Origin of the sequence: Actinomycetospora sp. NBC_00405 (genome assembly GCF_036044095.1) — a bacterium.
Lineage (GTDB): Bacteria > Actinomycetota > Actinomycetes > Mycobacteriales > Pseudonocardiaceae > Actinomycetospora > Actinomycetospora callitridis.
On record NZ_CP107938.1, the window covers coordinates 541,504 to 555,348 of the forward strand.

The 13,845-nt window shown below is 73.4% G+C and carries 15 protein-coding genes; 3 read left to right on the forward strand and 12 right to left on the reverse strand.

The genetic code is table 11. From position 1 onward, the window contains the following. Window positions 1-27: 27 nt before the first annotated feature. On the reverse strand, window positions 28-1,668 hold the full coding sequence (locus OG774_RS02700; RefSeq protein WP_328306428.1) for a dihydroxyacetone kinase family protein: 1,641 nt from the start codon (window positions 1,666-1,668) through the stop codon (window positions 28-30). Continuing rightward, complete coding sequence (locus OG774_RS02705) at window positions 1,665-2,342, reverse strand: MOSC domain-containing protein (RefSeq protein ID WP_328306430.1); 678 nt, start codon at window positions 2,340-2,342, stop codon at window positions 1,665-1,667. Before OG774_RS02705 ends, OG774_RS02700 begins: the two co-directional genes overlap by 4 nt. Before the next feature lie 141 nt (window positions 2,343-2,483). Here OG774_RS02705 and OG774_RS02710 point away from each other — a divergent pair, with 141 nt between their 5' ends. Next, on the forward strand, window positions 2,484-3,347 hold the full coding sequence (locus tag OG774_RS02710) for a polysaccharide deacetylase family protein (RefSeq protein ID WP_328306432.1): 864 nt from the start codon (window positions 2,484-2,486) through the stop codon (window positions 3,345-3,347). 16 nt (window positions 3,348-3,363) lie between these two features. Here the strand turns inward: OG774_RS02710 and OG774_RS02715 are convergent, their stop codons facing one another. Then, complete coding sequence (locus tag OG774_RS02715; RefSeq protein ID WP_328306434.1) at window positions 3,364-3,855, reverse strand: pyridoxamine 5'-phosphate oxidase family protein; 492 nt, start codon at window positions 3,853-3,855, stop codon at window positions 3,364-3,366. A gap of 57 nt (window positions 3,856-3,912) precedes the next feature. Next, entirely contained in the window at window positions 3,913-4,200 is a 288-nt protein-coding gene (locus tag OG774_RS02720; RefSeq protein ID WP_328306436.1) for a putative quinol monooxygenase, read from the reverse strand. Window positions 4,201-4,356: 156 nt separating this feature from the next. Here OG774_RS02720 and OG774_RS02725 point away from each other — a divergent pair, with 156 nt between their 5' ends. Then, window positions 4,357-5,037 carry an MmpS family transport accessory protein gene (locus tag OG774_RS02725; RefSeq protein ID WP_328306438.1) on the forward strand — a complete coding sequence of 227 codons (681 nt, stop codon included), beginning with the start codon at window positions 4,357-4,359 and terminating at the stop codon, window positions 5,035-5,037. Window positions 5,038-5,056: 19 nt separating this feature from the next. On the opposite strand, the gene OG774_RS02730 is transcribed toward OG774_RS02725, so the two are convergent. Then, window positions 5,057-6,403 carry an HNH endonuclease signature motif containing protein gene (locus OG774_RS02730; RefSeq protein WP_328306440.1) on the reverse strand — a complete coding sequence of 449 codons (1,347 nt, stop codon included), beginning with the start codon at window positions 6,401-6,403 and terminating at the stop codon, window positions 5,057-5,059. Between the two features lie 40 nt (window positions 6,404-6,443). Then, window positions 6,444-7,301, reverse strand: a complete 858-nt coding sequence (locus OG774_RS02735; protein WP_328306442.1) for an NAD-dependent epimerase/dehydratase family protein — start codon at window positions 7,299-7,301, stop codon at window positions 6,444-6,446. Between the two features lie 102 nt (window positions 7,302-7,403). Between OG774_RS02735 and OG774_RS02740 the strand changes: the two genes are divergently transcribed. Further along, entirely contained in the window at window positions 7,404-8,063 is a 660-nt protein-coding gene (locus OG774_RS02740; RefSeq protein ID WP_328306444.1) for a biliverdin-producing heme oxygenase, read from the forward strand. 1 nt (window position 8,064) lies between these two features. On the opposite strand, the gene OG774_RS02745 is transcribed toward OG774_RS02740, so the two are convergent. The 6 genes from OG774_RS02745 to OG774_RS02770 form a co-directional block, all read right to left on the reverse strand. Further along, the gene (locus OG774_RS02745; RefSeq protein WP_328306446.1) at window positions 8,065-8,703 is read right to left on the reverse strand and encodes a class I SAM-dependent methyltransferase; all 639 of its coding nucleotides are present in this window, start codon (window positions 8,701-8,703) and stop codon (window positions 8,065-8,067) included. Between the two features lie 106 nt (window positions 8,704-8,809). Next, on the reverse strand, window positions 8,810-9,106 hold the full coding sequence (locus tag OG774_RS02750) for an EthD family reductase (protein WP_328306448.1): 297 nt from the start codon (window positions 9,104-9,106) through the stop codon (window positions 8,810-8,812). Between the two features lie 92 nt (window positions 9,107-9,198). Beyond that, on the reverse strand, window positions 9,199-9,648 hold the full coding sequence (locus tag OG774_RS02755) for a DUF6918 family protein (RefSeq protein ID WP_328306451.1): 450 nt from the start codon (window positions 9,646-9,648) through the stop codon (window positions 9,199-9,201). A 182-nt stretch (window positions 9,649-9,830) separates the two neighbouring features. Next, window positions 9,831-11,489, reverse strand: a complete 1,659-nt coding sequence (locus OG774_RS02760) for a catalase (protein ID WP_328306453.1) — start codon at window positions 11,487-11,489, stop codon at window positions 9,831-9,833. Between the two features lie 77 nt (window positions 11,490-11,566). Further along, window positions 11,567-12,733: an alpha/beta fold hydrolase gene (locus OG774_RS02765; RefSeq protein WP_328306455.1), complete on the reverse strand. Its 1,167-nt coding sequence runs from the start codon at window positions 12,731-12,733 to the stop codon at window positions 11,567-11,569. Window positions 12,734-13,144: 411 nt separating this feature from the next. Further along, window positions 13,145-13,684, reverse strand: a complete 540-nt coding sequence (locus OG774_RS02770) for a hypothetical protein (protein ID WP_328306457.1) — start codon at window positions 13,682-13,684, stop codon at window positions 13,145-13,147. Between the last annotated feature and the right edge of the window lie 161 nt (window positions 13,685-13,845).

The window sequence follows — 13,845 nt, forward strand, 5'->3', positions numbered from 1 at the left end:
GTGCCTGTGGACCGGCTGTGTCCGGGGTCAGCTCCCGGCCAGCGCCCCCAGGACGACGGCCACCGCCTCCGCGCCCGCGTCGCGATGTCCGTGAGCGCGCTCGCCGAGGTAGCTCGACCGGCCCCGGCGGGGTGTCAGCTCGGCGGTGGCCTCGGCGCCCTCCGCCGCCGCCGACGCGGCGTCCGACAGGGAGCCGGACGACGCCAGCGCATCGGCAGCGGGGTAGAGCGCGTCGAGCAGCGTGCGGTCACCGCGGCGGGCACCCCCGAGATCGGCGATTCCGTCGGCGGCGGCCCGGAGGGCCTCGTCCGGCGTCCCGCCGGCGTCGAGGTGCTCGGCGGCGTGGAGGAGGCCCGTGGCGAGCAACGGCCCGGAGGTGCCGCCGATGGCCCGCCGGACCGCGGCGGCGATCACGCGCAGCGTCGTACCCGCGTCGTCGAGATCGGTGGTGTCGAGGCGTGCGAGGACCTCGGTCGCGCCGCGCGTCAGCGACGTCCCGAGATCGCCGTCGCCGGTGGCGGCGTCGAGCTCGGTGAGGTGGCCCTCGGCGTCCTGCACGGCGCGGCAGACGGCCTCGACCGTGCCGCGGTGGCGTCCCGTGCCGTCGCCGCTCCGCGGCTCGGCCTCCGACGGCACGGCCACGGTCGGGACGGGCTCCGACGCCGGCCCCGACACGATCCCCGACCCCGAGGGCCACCCCGCCGAGCGGGCGGGGGCGTCGACGAGGGCGAGGCGGTCGTCGTCGACGGGCAGCAGCGCGACCGAGACGCCGGGCATGTCGATCGAGGAGAGGAAGGTGCCCGACCAGCCGCGCTCCACGACGACGCCGCGCCCGCCCAGATTCTCCACCACGCGGCGCAGCACGACCGAGAGCTCCATCGGCGGCGTCGCCCCGGTGCCGTTGACGAGCGCGACGACGCGGTCGCCGGCGGCGATGCCGCGGTCGGCGCAGACGGTCTCGACCAGCTCGTCGACCAGGGCGTCGGCAGGCCGCAGCGACTCGCGCCGGACACCGGGCTCGCCGTGGATCCCGAGGCCGATCTCGATCTCGTCCTCGCCGAGCGAGAAGCCGGCCTCACCGCCCGGCACGGTCGCCGGGTCCAGGGCGAGCCCCATCGTCCCGACGGCCTGCGCCGCCGCGCGCGCGCACTCGGTGACCTGCTCGAGCGAGCGACCCTCGGCCGCCGCCGCGCCCGCCACCTTCGTCACGAGCACGGTGCCGGCCAAGCCTCGGCGGCCGGCGGTGACGTCGTCATCGGCATCGAGGGCGACGTCGTCGGCGACGGTGATCATCGCGCACTCCCGGCCCTCGGCGCGGGCCAGCTGGGCGGCCAGGCCGAAGTTCAGGCGGTCGCCGGTGTAGTTCATGACGACGAGGAGCGTCGGCGCATCGACGGCGCGGATCGCCGCGAGCACCGCGTCGACGCCGGGCGAGGCGAACACCTCGCCGCACACCGCCCCGTCCAGATGGCCCGGGCCGATGTAGCCGCTGAAGGCGGGCTCGTGGCCGGAGCCGCCACCGGAGAGCACGGCGACACGATCCGCCGGCCGGTCGGTGCGCACGAGAGCGCGATGACCGTCGACCAGCGCGGCGCCCTCGGTCACCCGGGCGACACCGGTCAGGGCCTCGTCGACGACATCGCCGGGGTCATTGATCAGCTTCTTCACGCGCGGGGTCTTCCCCGCCCGCCGTCGGCTCGAACGGGACCTTCGGACCGGCGGAGAGCGAGGTCCCGCACATCGGCGGGTAGGGCGTCGACGACGAGCAGGCGGGGGAGAAGGTCCGGCTCGAGGGTCATCGCCCGGAAGGTGAGGCCGATCGTGACGTCGTGGTCGGGCCGGTGCTCGACGACGACCGGGTCGCCGGCGCGCACCGCGCCCTCGCGGACGACCCGGAGGTAGGCGCCCGGCACGGCGGACCGCGTGAAGGTCTTCACCCAGCCCTGCACCTCGAGCCAGGCCGCGAACGTGCGGCACGGGATGCGGGGCACCGCGACCTCGAGGACGAGATCGGCGCCCACGCGCCAGCGCTCCCCGATGCGGGCGTCGGTGACCTCGAGCCCGCGCGTCGTGAGGTTCTCCCCGAACGCCCCGGCGCGCAGGTCGCCCAGCGTCGGGCGCCAGGCGTCGAGGTCCTCCCGGGCGTAGGCGTAGACCGCCCGGTCGAGGCCACCGTGGTGCTCGGGGTCGCCGATCGGGTCGCCCGCCACCCCGCTCGTCCCCGGAGCGGGGGCCGCGATCCACACCGCCCCGGACGTGGGTCGTTTGTCGATACCGCTGACGCCGGTGGTGGCCTCCATGGCCCGCAGGACCCCGACGTTCACCGACTCGATGGACGACACCGCTCCAGGTTACGAGGAGCTCGGCGACACATTCACTCGATCAGAGGTAGAGGGTCGCTCGCGGCGGCGTGTGAAGGCCCTCTATGGTGACGAGCGCTGTGACGCGTGTGGTGCTTGTGACTGATGGGACGGATGAGGCTCATGCTCACTGAACGGCAGCGCGTCATCCTGCGCCAGATCGTCAGTCCGCCCTACATCTATCGATGGGCCGGGCTGCTCACGACCGTCGGGCTGGTCGTCGGGGTCACGGCCGTCGTGCTCGCCGACGTCGGGCGCGAGACCGTGCTCGCCGGGAGCGCGGCGCCTGCCGTCTCCGCGGGTGCGCCCGCGGGCATCCGTGCGCGCACGGCGGAGGACGCTCCGGCACGCGGCATGCCCGGCTTCGCGCGGCCCGCGATCACGTCCTCGCTGCTGACCGTCACCGACACCGGCACCGACCGGCCCGCGGTCGCGCTCACGTTCGACGACGGCCCGACCCCGGAGTACACGCCGCAGGTGCTCGACCTCCTCGCGCAGTACGGGGCGAAGGCGACGTTCTGCACCATCGGCAACCAGGCCGTCGCCTACCCCGACCTGATGCGGCGCATCATCGCCGAGGGCCACCGCCTCTGTGATCACACGATGACCCACGACGCCACCGTGGGGTTCAACGCCCACGACCTCATGAGCAGCCAGCTCAGCACGAGCAAGACCACGATCGCCGGAGTGATCGACCCACCGGCCACGATCGACTACTTCCGCGCACCGGAGGGCGCGTGGACCCCGGCCCTCGACCAGGTCGCGGCCGAGACGGGCATGCGCCCGCTGGGCTGGTCGGTCGACACCCTGGACTGGACCCAGCCGGGCACCGCCGCGATCGTCGCCAGCGTGCAGCAGGGGGTGCACCCCGGTGCGGTGGTGCTCTTCCACGACGGCGGCGGCCCCCGCGAGCAGACCATCGAGGCGGTGCGTCAGCTCCTGCCCTGGCTCCAGGAGCAGGGCTACCAGTTCGTGCTGCCGAGCTGACCCCTCGTCCCGGTGTTCAGTGCTTCCGGATCACCGTCTCGGTCCCGCCCTCGCGCCACGTCGTGACGTGCATCTGGTCGTTCCCGACGGCCACGGACGCCGCCCCGACGATGTCCGCCCGGAAGAACTGGTCGAACGTCGCGCCGCGCAGGTCGAGCCCGATGTCCTCGTACACCGCCACGGCGAACCGCTGGTGCAGCGCATCGTCGCGCACGTCCTCGACCCGTCCCCAGATCTTCGCGTCGCCGTCGCCGACCTGAGTGTCGACCGTCGCGGTGTGGAGGGCGAAGCGCGGGTCGGCCGCGAGGTCGGCGAACTTGGCGGTGTCGGGCATGCCCACGAGCCACAGGTCGCCCTCGAGGAAGCGCGGCTCCATCGGGCTGATGCGGGGGAAACCGTCGGGGCGCAGCGTCCCGAGCATGCAGAGGTTGCCGGTGGCGGCGTGACGACGGGTGAAGACCTCGGCGATGCGGGGCGCGGCCGCGGCGAAGTCGGTCCAGAGTGCCATGGCACCGGACGGTAGAGCGGCCCCCCGACAATCCTCAGGGCCTCGCAGGCGGAAATCTCAGGTCAGGGACCGGACGTCGGCGACGTCGTACTCGGCGACCTCGGCCGAGAGCATGGCCGCGCCCTGCTCGTCGCTGGGCCCGCTGCCGCGGAAGGCCTCGACGGCCTCCTGCGACTCCCAGCGCTCGAAGATGTTGATCCGGCCCGGGTCGACGATGTCGGCGCTCAGCGCGAAGTCGAGGCAGCCGGGGGCGGACCGCGCCTGCGTGACGACGGTCGTGCACTTGTCCAGATAGGCCGCGCGGTTGCGGGGCTCGACCTCGAGGTGGCCGGCGACGATGACCATCGGTTCTCCTTCGATACTTATGAGTCCTTCATAAGGACTGTAGCGGCCGTCGCACCGTCGGGGGATGGCGGCTCGTTGATCCGAGTGAAGCGCCGGGTGACCGATCTGTCACGCCTGGCACGATCGCCCGCTTCATTCCTAGACCGGGGGGACGAGTTGTCGCAGCCACCGACGCCGCAATGGGACGCGCAGCAGGGCCGTTGGGTCCTGCCGGAGCAGGCGCAGTACGCGCCGCCTCCCGGCTACGCGCAGGCCCCGGCCGGCCACGGTCGAGCGCCGGGCGGCCCCCGGCACGGCGGTCAGAACCCGTCGTACGGCGCTCCGCAGGCCGGCTACGGGCAGCCGACCGGTCAGTGGCCGCCACCTCCGCCGGCTCCGAAGAAGACTCGCAAGTGGCCCTGGATCGTGGGCGGCGTGGTCCTGCTGATCGTCCTCATCTCCGCGATCAGTAGCGGGGGCTCGCCCGCACCGACCGGGACGACGGGCGCGGCACCGTCCGCTGCTCCGTCCTCGGCGCCGTCGGCTGCCGGTGGCGGTGCCGAGACCTCCGCGCCCGCGGCGTCGGGTGTGGTCTTCGAGGTGACGGGGTCGGGTCGCGCCACGTCGATCTCCTACGGGACGAACGGCGGGATCTCCCAGGCCAACGGCGAGCGCCTGCCCTGGACCGAGTCGGTCGAGGCGTCCGACGGTTTCGGGGTCTACTCGCTCACGGCACAGTCGAACGGGTCCGGCGAGATCACCTGCCGGATCACCGTCGACGGCGAGGAGATCGCGCGCCAGACCTCGACCGGCCAGTACGCCGTCGTCTCCTGCAGCGGGAGCGACACCGGCTTCTGATCTCGTCGTCAGCTCGGAGTCAGAGGGGGACGCGGGGTCGCCCGCCGAGGCGGGGTTGCTGGTCGGGGTCGATCCAGGGCGGCGGGGTGAACCACGGCCGCCCGTGGTGAATCTCGACGTTCCAGTGCCCGGCGTGGATCAGCTGGTGGTGGAAGCGGCAGAGCAGCACCAGGTTGTCCAGGCGTGTCGGACCACCGTGGAACCAGTACCGGATGTGGTGGGCGTGGCAACGCCGCGGCCGCCGTGAGCAGCTCGGGAACGCGCAGCCGCCGTCGCGCAGGTTCAGCGCGCGGCGGATCGCGTCGGTGACGGTGCGCTGAAGGCGCCCCACGTCCAGCGGCTCGGAGCGTGATCCGAGGACGATCGGGACGATGTCGGCGTCGCAGGCCAGGCGGCGCACGGTGTGCGGGTCGACCAGCGCCCCGGAGTCCAGGGTGCCGTGCCCGATCGCCTGCTGCAGCCAGCGGTGGTCCATCGTGATCGTCAGCAGGGCCCGTCCCGGACGATCGACCGGCCCCGGGCGCGGGGACGGCTCCGGGCGGCGGGGCTCGGGGATCAGGGCCTCGTCATCACTTTCGGTGTCATCAGTGCCGGTGTCATCGGTGCCGGTGTCGGGGTGTTCGTGGCTGGTGTCGTCGGCGAGGCCCCCGGGGCGCCGGGCGTCGTGCACGAGGTCCTTGAGCCCGTCGAGACGGCGACGCTCCAGGCTGCGCGGATCGTCGGGCCCGAACGGGACGGCCAGCCCGTCGATCACCTCGAGGAACGCCTCGGCATCGCTCGGATCATGCAGGTGACCCTTGAAGGCCAGCGACCCGTCCCGACGGCGCACCACCTGCAACTCATCACAGGCGCCCTCGCCCTCGGGAGGGACATCACCGTCCGGGTCGAAGTGCTCGATCAACGCCTTCGCATACCGGCGCAACATCCGTGGCGGCAACACCCGCGCGTGCTCCGCGAGCGTGCGCTCGGCCCCGAACCAATCCGCCACCGACAACCCGTCCACCCGATCCAGGCGGGTCATCGTCTCCCGGATCACCGTGACGTGCCCCGAATGGATCTCCCCCGATTCGGCCACGGTCGCGGTCACCGGTAACCTCGGCGGCAACGGCTCGCCCCGCAGCGACACCCGGGCCGTCAGGTCCGCGGCCTCACCCACCAGCCGCTTCGCCTCAGGCTGATCCACATTGCCGCACTCCTGCAGCAACCGGACCGAGCTCCGGTCCCCGGTCTGCTCGGCCACCCCGAGCCGCTCCAGCTCGGCGATGTCCCCCCACAACCGGAACTGCTCGACGCGCAACGCGACCAGGCGGGTGCGGGCACGGTCGAGCGCCTCCCGCTCCACCACCCCCAGCACCCGTTCGCTCATGTGTTCGAGTCTAGAGCCGACCCCCGACAACGCCGGACCGTCAACGGGCCCACACCTCCCACGCGTCCCGCACGATCCGGTCGAGCCCCGAGCGCCGGGGCACCCAGCCGAGCACCTCGCGGGCGCGGGTGGGGTCGACGGTGACGGCCGCGGGCTCGGCGGCGGCCTCGCGGTGGCGGACGGGGACCGGTCGGCCGAGGACCCGCCCGGCCGCGGCGAGGACCGCGCTGACCGACACCGGGTGGCCGCTGCCGATCGGGATCGCGCGGTACGAGCCGGGTTCCGCGGCGTCGAGCGCGGCGACGACGGCGTCCGCGACGTCGGCCACGTGCACGAGGTCACGCACGGCCGAGCCGTCACCGTTGATTGTGAACGCGCCCGGCCCGTCCGCGGCCGCGAGGATCGCCGGGAGCAGCCGGGTCCGGTCGGCGTCACCCGGCCCGGCGGCGTTCGCGAGCCGCAGCGAGATCGCGCCGAGCGCTCCGCCGACCGTGGCGTCGCGGGCGGCGAGGTCGGCGGCGAGCTTCGCGGCGCCGTAGGGGTGGGGCGGCGGACGGTGGTCGTCACCGATCGCCGCGGTGGACGCGAGCACGATCCTCGCCCCCGGCCGCAGCGCGCCGAGCACCGCGAGGGTGCCGTCGAGGTTCGTGCGCCAGGTGCCCAGCGGGTCGGCGAGCGAGTCGCGGACCCGCACGACCGCGGCGAGGTGGCACACGGCGTCGACGTCGGCGAGGGCGGCGGCGACCTCGTCCGGACGGTCGAGTGCCGCGTTCCGGGTGTCGACGCCGGGCACGGCCCCGGACCTCGTCACGGCGACGACGTCGCGACCCGCCCCGACCAGCGCGGACACCACCGCGCGCCCCACGAAACCGTTCGCCCCCGTGACCGCGACCCGCACGGCAGCAGCGTCCCAGACCGGGACCGGGCGCGAGTGAGGCTAGCCTCACCCGCGCCCGGACCCTAGTGTCGTCACGGAGACCGGCGACACCGGAGGCGGACCGTGAGCGAGCACCAGCCCTTCTCCCAGGTCCTGCGTCGGGCGACCGCCGCGGCCCACGACCGCGCGCACCACTCCACGTACATGGCCGCCCTGTTCGGTGCGCGCCTGCCGCTGGACGACTACGCGACGCTGGTCGTGCAGTACTGGCACATCTACGGCGCCCTCGAGGACGGGGCCGACCGCCTGCGCGACCATCCGGTGGCCGGCGGGTTCGTGGTCGACGCGCTGCGGCGACGGGACGCCATCGCGGCCGACCTCGCGTACCTCCGGGGCCCCGAGTGGGCCGACGACCTCACCGCGCTCCCCGCGACGGCCGGCTACGTCGAGCGGATCCGCGAGACGGTCGAGCACTGGCCCGCCGGGTGGGTCGCCCACCACTACACGCGCTACCTCGGCGACCTCGCCGGAGGGCAGGCGGTCCGCGGGCTGCTCAGGCGCACCTACGGGGTCAGCGGGGACGGGTCGCGGTTCTACGACTTCGCCGCGCTCGGCCCGGTCCCGCCGTTCCGCACGCGCTACCGTGCGCTGCTCGACGCCGCCCCGTGGGACGACGTCGAGCGCGTCCGCGTCGTCGACGAGGCGTGTCACGCCTTCGAGCTCAACATCTCGATGCTCGCCGAGCTCGCCGGCACGGTGCGACCGGAGTACCTCGCGGCGTGACTCAGCCCGAGGAGTCGCGTCGGGCGATCGCGAGCCAGGCGGGCAGGTCGACGTGCCCGCCGACCGGCACGCGCAGCATCTCGGCCTGCTCCTCGTCGGGCACACGGCCCCGGTAGGTGCTCTCGCGCAGGTCCTCGAGCGTCCAGCCGGGACGGGAGAACGCCCGCGTGAGGTCGTCGTCGGACACCTCGGGGCCGAACGCCGGGCCGGGGGCCAGGCCGAGGACGACGACGCGGCCGCCGTCGGTCACGACGTCGCGCAGCGCGTCGGCGTACCGGCCCTGGTCGTCGGTGTCGAAGATGTGGAACAGGGCGCTGTCGAGCACGGTGTCGAATCCCCGCAGCTCCGACGGGTGCAGGGCGTCGGCCTCGACGAACGTCGCCGCCACCCCGCGGGCGGCGGCGATCGCGCGGGCGCGGTCCAGGGCGGCCGGGGCCGAGTCGGCGCCGACGACGTCGTAGCCGCGGGCGGCGAGCAGGAGGGTGTTCTCCCCGGTGCCGCAGCCGAGGTCGAGCACGCGGCCGTGGAGGAGCCCCTCGGCCTCGGCGGCGACGACGGCGGGCTGCGGCTCGCCGATGATCCACGGCGGCTCGCCGGTGAGGTAGGCGTCCTGGAAGCGGGAGGGTGCGGGGATCGACATGGGGTCCTCCGGAGATCGGGATCGGTGCCGGGACCGAGCGTCCGACCTCGACGGGACTCGAGGTCAAGAGGCTCGAGTCCCGCCGTGGAGGAGGAGTGCAGGAGGACTAGTCGTGCGCGACGAACATCGTCACGCCGGCGCCCGCGAAGTTCGGCACGTCGGCCACCGCCGCCTGGCCCGCGTCCGATTCCATCCCGCCCTGGAGGTCCTCGAGCGAGTCGAACCCGAGCTCGGCGATGAGGTAGTACGGCGGGGTGGTGCCGTCCAGCGAGGAGCAGTGCCGGTACGTGAAGGACTTGACGCCGGGGATGGGCCCGACCATCGGCGCGTGCGTCGACTCGTAGTACTTGTCGAAGGCCGCCGCGTCGTCGGGGTGGTGGTAGAGGACCGTGAGGATGTGCATTGGATCACTCCACCACGCGCGACGGCCCCGGGTCCACGGAACCGTCGGGTAATGGTCCGCGGCCCCGGGGCCGTCGTGTGGAGCTGGGGAGCTCAGGCGCGGGCGTGCTTCTCGATCACGGCGCCGAGGCCCGGGAGCGCCTCGATGACGTTCTCCTGGGCCTTCGGGCGGAGCTTGCCGTAGACCGACGTGATCGCGGCGCGGTTGCTGCGCTCGGCGCGACGGTCGGTGACGGTCAGGAGGGCCTCGGAGGCCTCCTGCGGGCGGGTGCCCAGGAAGGTGCCGAAGTCACCGGCGGCCTCGATCGTGAACGACGCCCAGAAGGGCTCGAGCTGCTCGACGAACTCGTCGAGCATCTTGTCGATCGCCTCGGGGATGATGCCCGGCTTGACCTTCTTCACCGCGGCGTAGCCGGTCTTGACGATGCCGCCGGACAGGCCGCTCTTGTTCGCGACCTCCGCGTCGACGAGCAGCTGCAGGTCGTCGACGACGGCGCCGCGGCGGTCGGAGTCGAGAAGGCGAGCCTTGAGGGTCTCGGCCATCGGGGTCCTTCCTCGGGGTGCCAGGGAGCGGCGCCGACCGTACGGGAGGCGCGGGGTCCACGGACCGGCAGGGGGGCCGTGAACGACACCGGTGTGGTTCAGCCGGAGGCAGGCGAAGGGCCCCTCCGCTCGAGGGGGTCGAGCGAAGGGGCCCTTCGGTCAGTGCGGACGCCGGTCGGGTGTCACCGGCTGGTGACGAACCGGTCGTTCGGCACGCAGTGGGTCATGACGAGGTCGCCGACGTCCCGGGTCCCGTTGCTGCCGAGGTTCGCCAGGCGCTGCTGGTCCTCCTCGGTGAGCGTCTGGCTCTGCAGCGGCTCGAAGTGCGAGACGTCGGACGCCTTGATCCCGAGGCCGTCACCGACCCGGTTGCCCAGGTCGTCCTCGACGAGGAAGAAGTGCCAGACCATGCGCTCCTGGACGTCCCGCTCGCTCTGACCGAGCATCGTGACGAAGTTGGCGACGAGGTCGTCGCGCTCCCAGTCCTCCATGAGCAGGTAGCGCTGGCCCGCCTGCTTGTAGTCCTGCGTCAGCGGGATGCGGCTCCGGGTCAGCCGGCCGGAGATCTCCGGGCCGATCTCGTCGGCGTGCGGCGCCTGCGCCTCCCGCAGGCCGCCGTGGATCGACGGCTCGTAGTTCACGTGCGGGTTCGTCCCCGGCACGTGGTCGACGGTGTACTCCATCTGCCCGTCGCGCTGGTTCGTCCCCACCCGCGTCTTCGGCGCGTTCACCGGCAGCTGCAGGTAGTTCGGCCCGACGCGGTAGCGCTGGGTGTCGGAGTAGGAGAACGTGCGGCCGACGAGCATCTTGTCGTCGGAGAACTCCAGACCGTCCACGAGCACACCGGTGCCGAACGAGATCTGCTCGTTCTCGGCGAACTGGTTCTCGACGTTCCGGTTCAGCACCATCTTCCCGACGGGCTTGGCCGGGAACTCGTTCTCCGGCCAGGTCTTGGTGTCGTCGAGGGGGTCGAAGTCCAGCTCCGGGTGCTCGGTGTCGGCCATCATCTGGACGCGCAGCTCCCACTCGGGGTGGTTGCCGTTCTCGATCGCCTCGTAGAGGTCCCGGGTGGCGTGGCCGAGCTCCGTGGCCTGGATGTTGGCCGCGTCCTCCTCGGTCATCGACCGGACGCCCTCGCTGGGGATCCAGTGGTACTTGACCAGCACGGACTCGCCGTCGGCGTTGACCCACCGGTAGGTGTTCACGCCGAAGCCCTGCATGTGGCGGTAGTCCGAGGGGATCCCGCGCGGGCTGAACAGGTTCATGAGCATGTGCATGCTCTCCGGCGCCTGCGACATGAAGTCGAAGATCCGGTTCGGCTCCTGGCGGAACGTCACGGGGTCCGGCTTGAGGGAGTGGATGACGTCGGGGAACTTGATGGCGTCCCGGATGAAGAACACCGCCAGGTTGTTGCCGACGAGGTCCCAGTTGCCGTCCTCGGTGTAGAACTTCACGGCGAACCCGCGGGGGTCGCGGGCGGTCTCGGACGAGTCGCGCCCGCCGATGACGGTGGAGAAGCGGACCGCGACGTCGGTGCGCTTGCCCTGCTCGGCGAAGAGCTTCGCGCGGGTGTAGGTCGCGATCGGCTCGTCGCCCCAGGCTCCGTAGGACTCGAAGTACCCGTACGAGAGCGCGCCACGGGCGTGCACGACGCGCTCGGGGATCCGCTCGCGATCGAAGTGGCTGATCTTCTCGAGGAACTGGTAGTTCTCCAGCGTCGCGGGCCCGCGGGCACCGACGGTGCGCTGGTTCTGGTTGTCGTAGACCGGGTGGCCCTGCCTGGTGGTCAGCACGGATCGGTCATCGTCGGACGTCGGTCCCTGGCCGGACACGTCGGTCATGGGGACTCCTCGTGGTGGTGGGACTGCCACGGACCGGTCGGGCCTACCCGACCGCGGGCGAGCCCCAACCCGTGGCGTCAGTCGCCGTCGTGGGCCACGAGGAACTGCTCGAGGTCGCGCCAGGAGTTCTCGCGGGCCCGGCGGCCCGCGAGCACGCCGAGGTGGCCGCCGGGGCGCACGACGAAGCGCAGGTCGGGGCTCGCGGTGAGCAGGTCGGTCGCGCGCTCGACGGCGGCGACCGGCGCGATGACGTCGTCGGCACCGGCGACGAGCAGCACCGGCACCCGCACGTCGGCCAGCCGGACGGGGCGGCCGGCGAGGCGCAGGTCGTCCTCGGCGAGGTCGTTCGACCGGACGACGTGGTGGTAGATCTGCCCGAACGCGCGCCCGGGGTAGGCGGTCATGTTGGCCATGAGCAGGTCGACCGCCTCGATCTGCTCCAGGAGCTCCCGGTCGTCGAGGTGGGTGAGCAGCGTCACCGGCTTGGTCAGGTAGCGCTCGACGCTGGTCAGCTGGAACGCCCACTTCACCGCCGTCGCGGGGAAGGAGCCGAGCGTCCGGTAGGCCGTGGAGAAGATCCGCCCGCCGGTGTACTCGGCGACGGACCGGAACGGGGCCACCAGGGGCACCGCGGACACGTCGACCGGGGACGCGAGGGCGGTCACCGAGCGGATGGGGGCGCCCGAGACACCGCTGGCGGCGCAGAGCAGGGTGAACAGCCCGCCGAGGCTCCACCCGGCGAGGTGGACGGCCGTGCCCTCGTGGTGGTCCGACACGGCGTACAGGGCCGCCGGGAGGATCTCGTCCACCCACAGCTCCAGGCCGCGCCGATCGGCCGCCCGCCCGGAGGCCTCGTAGGTGACGATGTAGACCTCGCGACCGGAGGCGAGCAGGTCCTCGACCAGGCTCGCGCCGCGCCGCAGGTCGAACGCGAAGTCGGGGGCCCCGAGCGGGGGCACCAGCAGCAGCGGGGCGAGCGACGCGTCGGGGGCGACCGTCGGCTCGTAGCGGTGGACCGTGTAGCCGTCCGCGGTGAGCACCGGCAGGCGCGGCATCCGGCGAGTGTCGGCGAGGTGGCCGTCGGTCACCAGGTGCCGGACGTTGTCCCACGCGCGGGAGGCGGAACGCGCCGGTGCCGGCAGGACGCCGCCGGTCGTGGTGGCGCCGGTCGTGGTGGCGCCGGGCGAGGTGTTGCCGCTCGTGGACGCGGAGGCCTCGTCGTCGGGCAGCTGGTCGGCGGTCACACGGTCCGATCGTAGGGCCGCCCGTGGCGGGCGGCCGCGCGCCGTCACTCACGCGTCGTGTCATGCGATCACGGTGGGTGACCCGATCGAGGCGGTCCACGCGGCGTTCGCGCTGCTCGACGGGGTGATCCGGCCCATCGGCGCTGGGCCGTCCGGGCCTCGACCGCTCCGCCCGATCGTCCGAGCCACCGTCACGTCTCCGCCGCGTTGGACTGAATGGCGCCGCCCCGGGATGTCTGCTCGGGGCGGCGCGGCGCCCCGCGACGAGAGGACCCCCGTGTTCGAGCCCCCGTCCGAGACGCCCTGCGACCCGGTGCCGACCGCGGAGAGCGGGCGGGCGGGGCGACGGACCCGGCTCGCGGCGACCCTCGGTGTCGGGCTCATGGGCGCGGCGTCGTTGAGCACGGCGGTCTACCAGACGATCAGCCAGTCCTCGACGACCGTCGCGATGCCCGGGGCCGTCACCGAGCTCGACACCCCGCTGCCGTGGGGCGCGCCCGCCGCGGCGCCGGTGGGGTCCGTGACCTCCTCGCCGACGATCACGCCGACCGTCGCCGACCTCGCCCTGCGCTCCGAGCAGCAGCCACTGGCGCAGCCCGCGGCGCCCGGCGTGCCCGGTCCCGGCGCTCCCGGTCCCGGTGTCTCGGCCCCGCGTCCGGCCGTCGGGGATCCCGCCGGCCCGTCGCCGGTGGTCCGCGGCGGGGGCGGTGGTGGCGGGCGTCCGACGTCCGGGACGTCGACGAGCAGCGGGGCGCCGTCCACCTCGACGGGGACGGGATCGCCGTCCTCGTCCTCGTCCCCGTCCCAGCCGCCGGCGAGCAGCGAGCCGACGAGCCAGCCGACGACCCAGGCGCCCAGCGAGACGGCCAGCGAGACGCCCGATGAGACCCCGAGCGAGGTCCCGACCAGCAGCTCCCCGGCGTCCGGCGAGGCGCCGTCGTCGGGCACCACGACCTCACCGTCGGGGGACGGGGAGGGCTGAGGCCGCTGCGGGCCCGGAGACACCGACGGCCCCGCTCCCTCACGGGGGCGGGGCCGTTCGTCTGATCTGTGGCGATCCCGGCGGAGCGCTGGGGTCAGCCGCGTGGGGTCAGCGGCGTGGGGTCACCGGC

What these genes read in the sequence shown, in the direction of transcription:
- OG774_RS02710 (WP_328306432.1), top strand. Translation starts at nt 2,484, where the DNA reads ATGCTCACTGAACGGCAGCGCGTCATCCTGCGCCAGATCGTCAGTCCG.
- OG774_RS02715 (WP_328306434.1), bottom strand. Translation starts at nt 3,855, where the DNA reads ATGGCACTCTGGACCGACTTCGCCGCGGCCGCGCCCCGCATCGCCGAG.
- OG774_RS02720 (WP_328306436.1), bottom strand. Translation starts at nt 4,200, where the DNA reads ATGGTCATCGTCGCCGGCCACCTCGAGGTCGAGCCCCGCAACCGCGCG.
- OG774_RS02730 (WP_328306440.1), bottom strand. Translation starts at nt 6,403, where the DNA reads ATGAGCGAACGGGTGCTGGGGGTGGTGGAGCGGGAGGCGCTCGACCGT.
- OG774_RS02745 (WP_328306446.1), bottom strand. Translation starts at nt 8,703, where the DNA reads ATGTCGATCCCCGCACCCTCCCGCTTCCAGGACGCCTACCTCACCGGC.
- OG774_RS02750 (WP_328306448.1), bottom strand. Translation starts at nt 9,106, where the DNA reads ATGCACATCCTCACGGTCCTCTACCACCACCCCGACGACGCGGCGGCC.
- OG774_RS02755 (WP_328306451.1), bottom strand. Translation starts at nt 9,648, where the DNA reads ATGGCCGAGACCCTCAAGGCTCGCCTTCTCGACTCCGACCGCCGCGGC.
- OG774_RS02760 (WP_328306453.1), bottom strand. Translation starts at nt 11,489, where the DNA reads ATGACCGACGTGTCCGGCCAGGGACCGACGTCCGACGATGACCGATCC.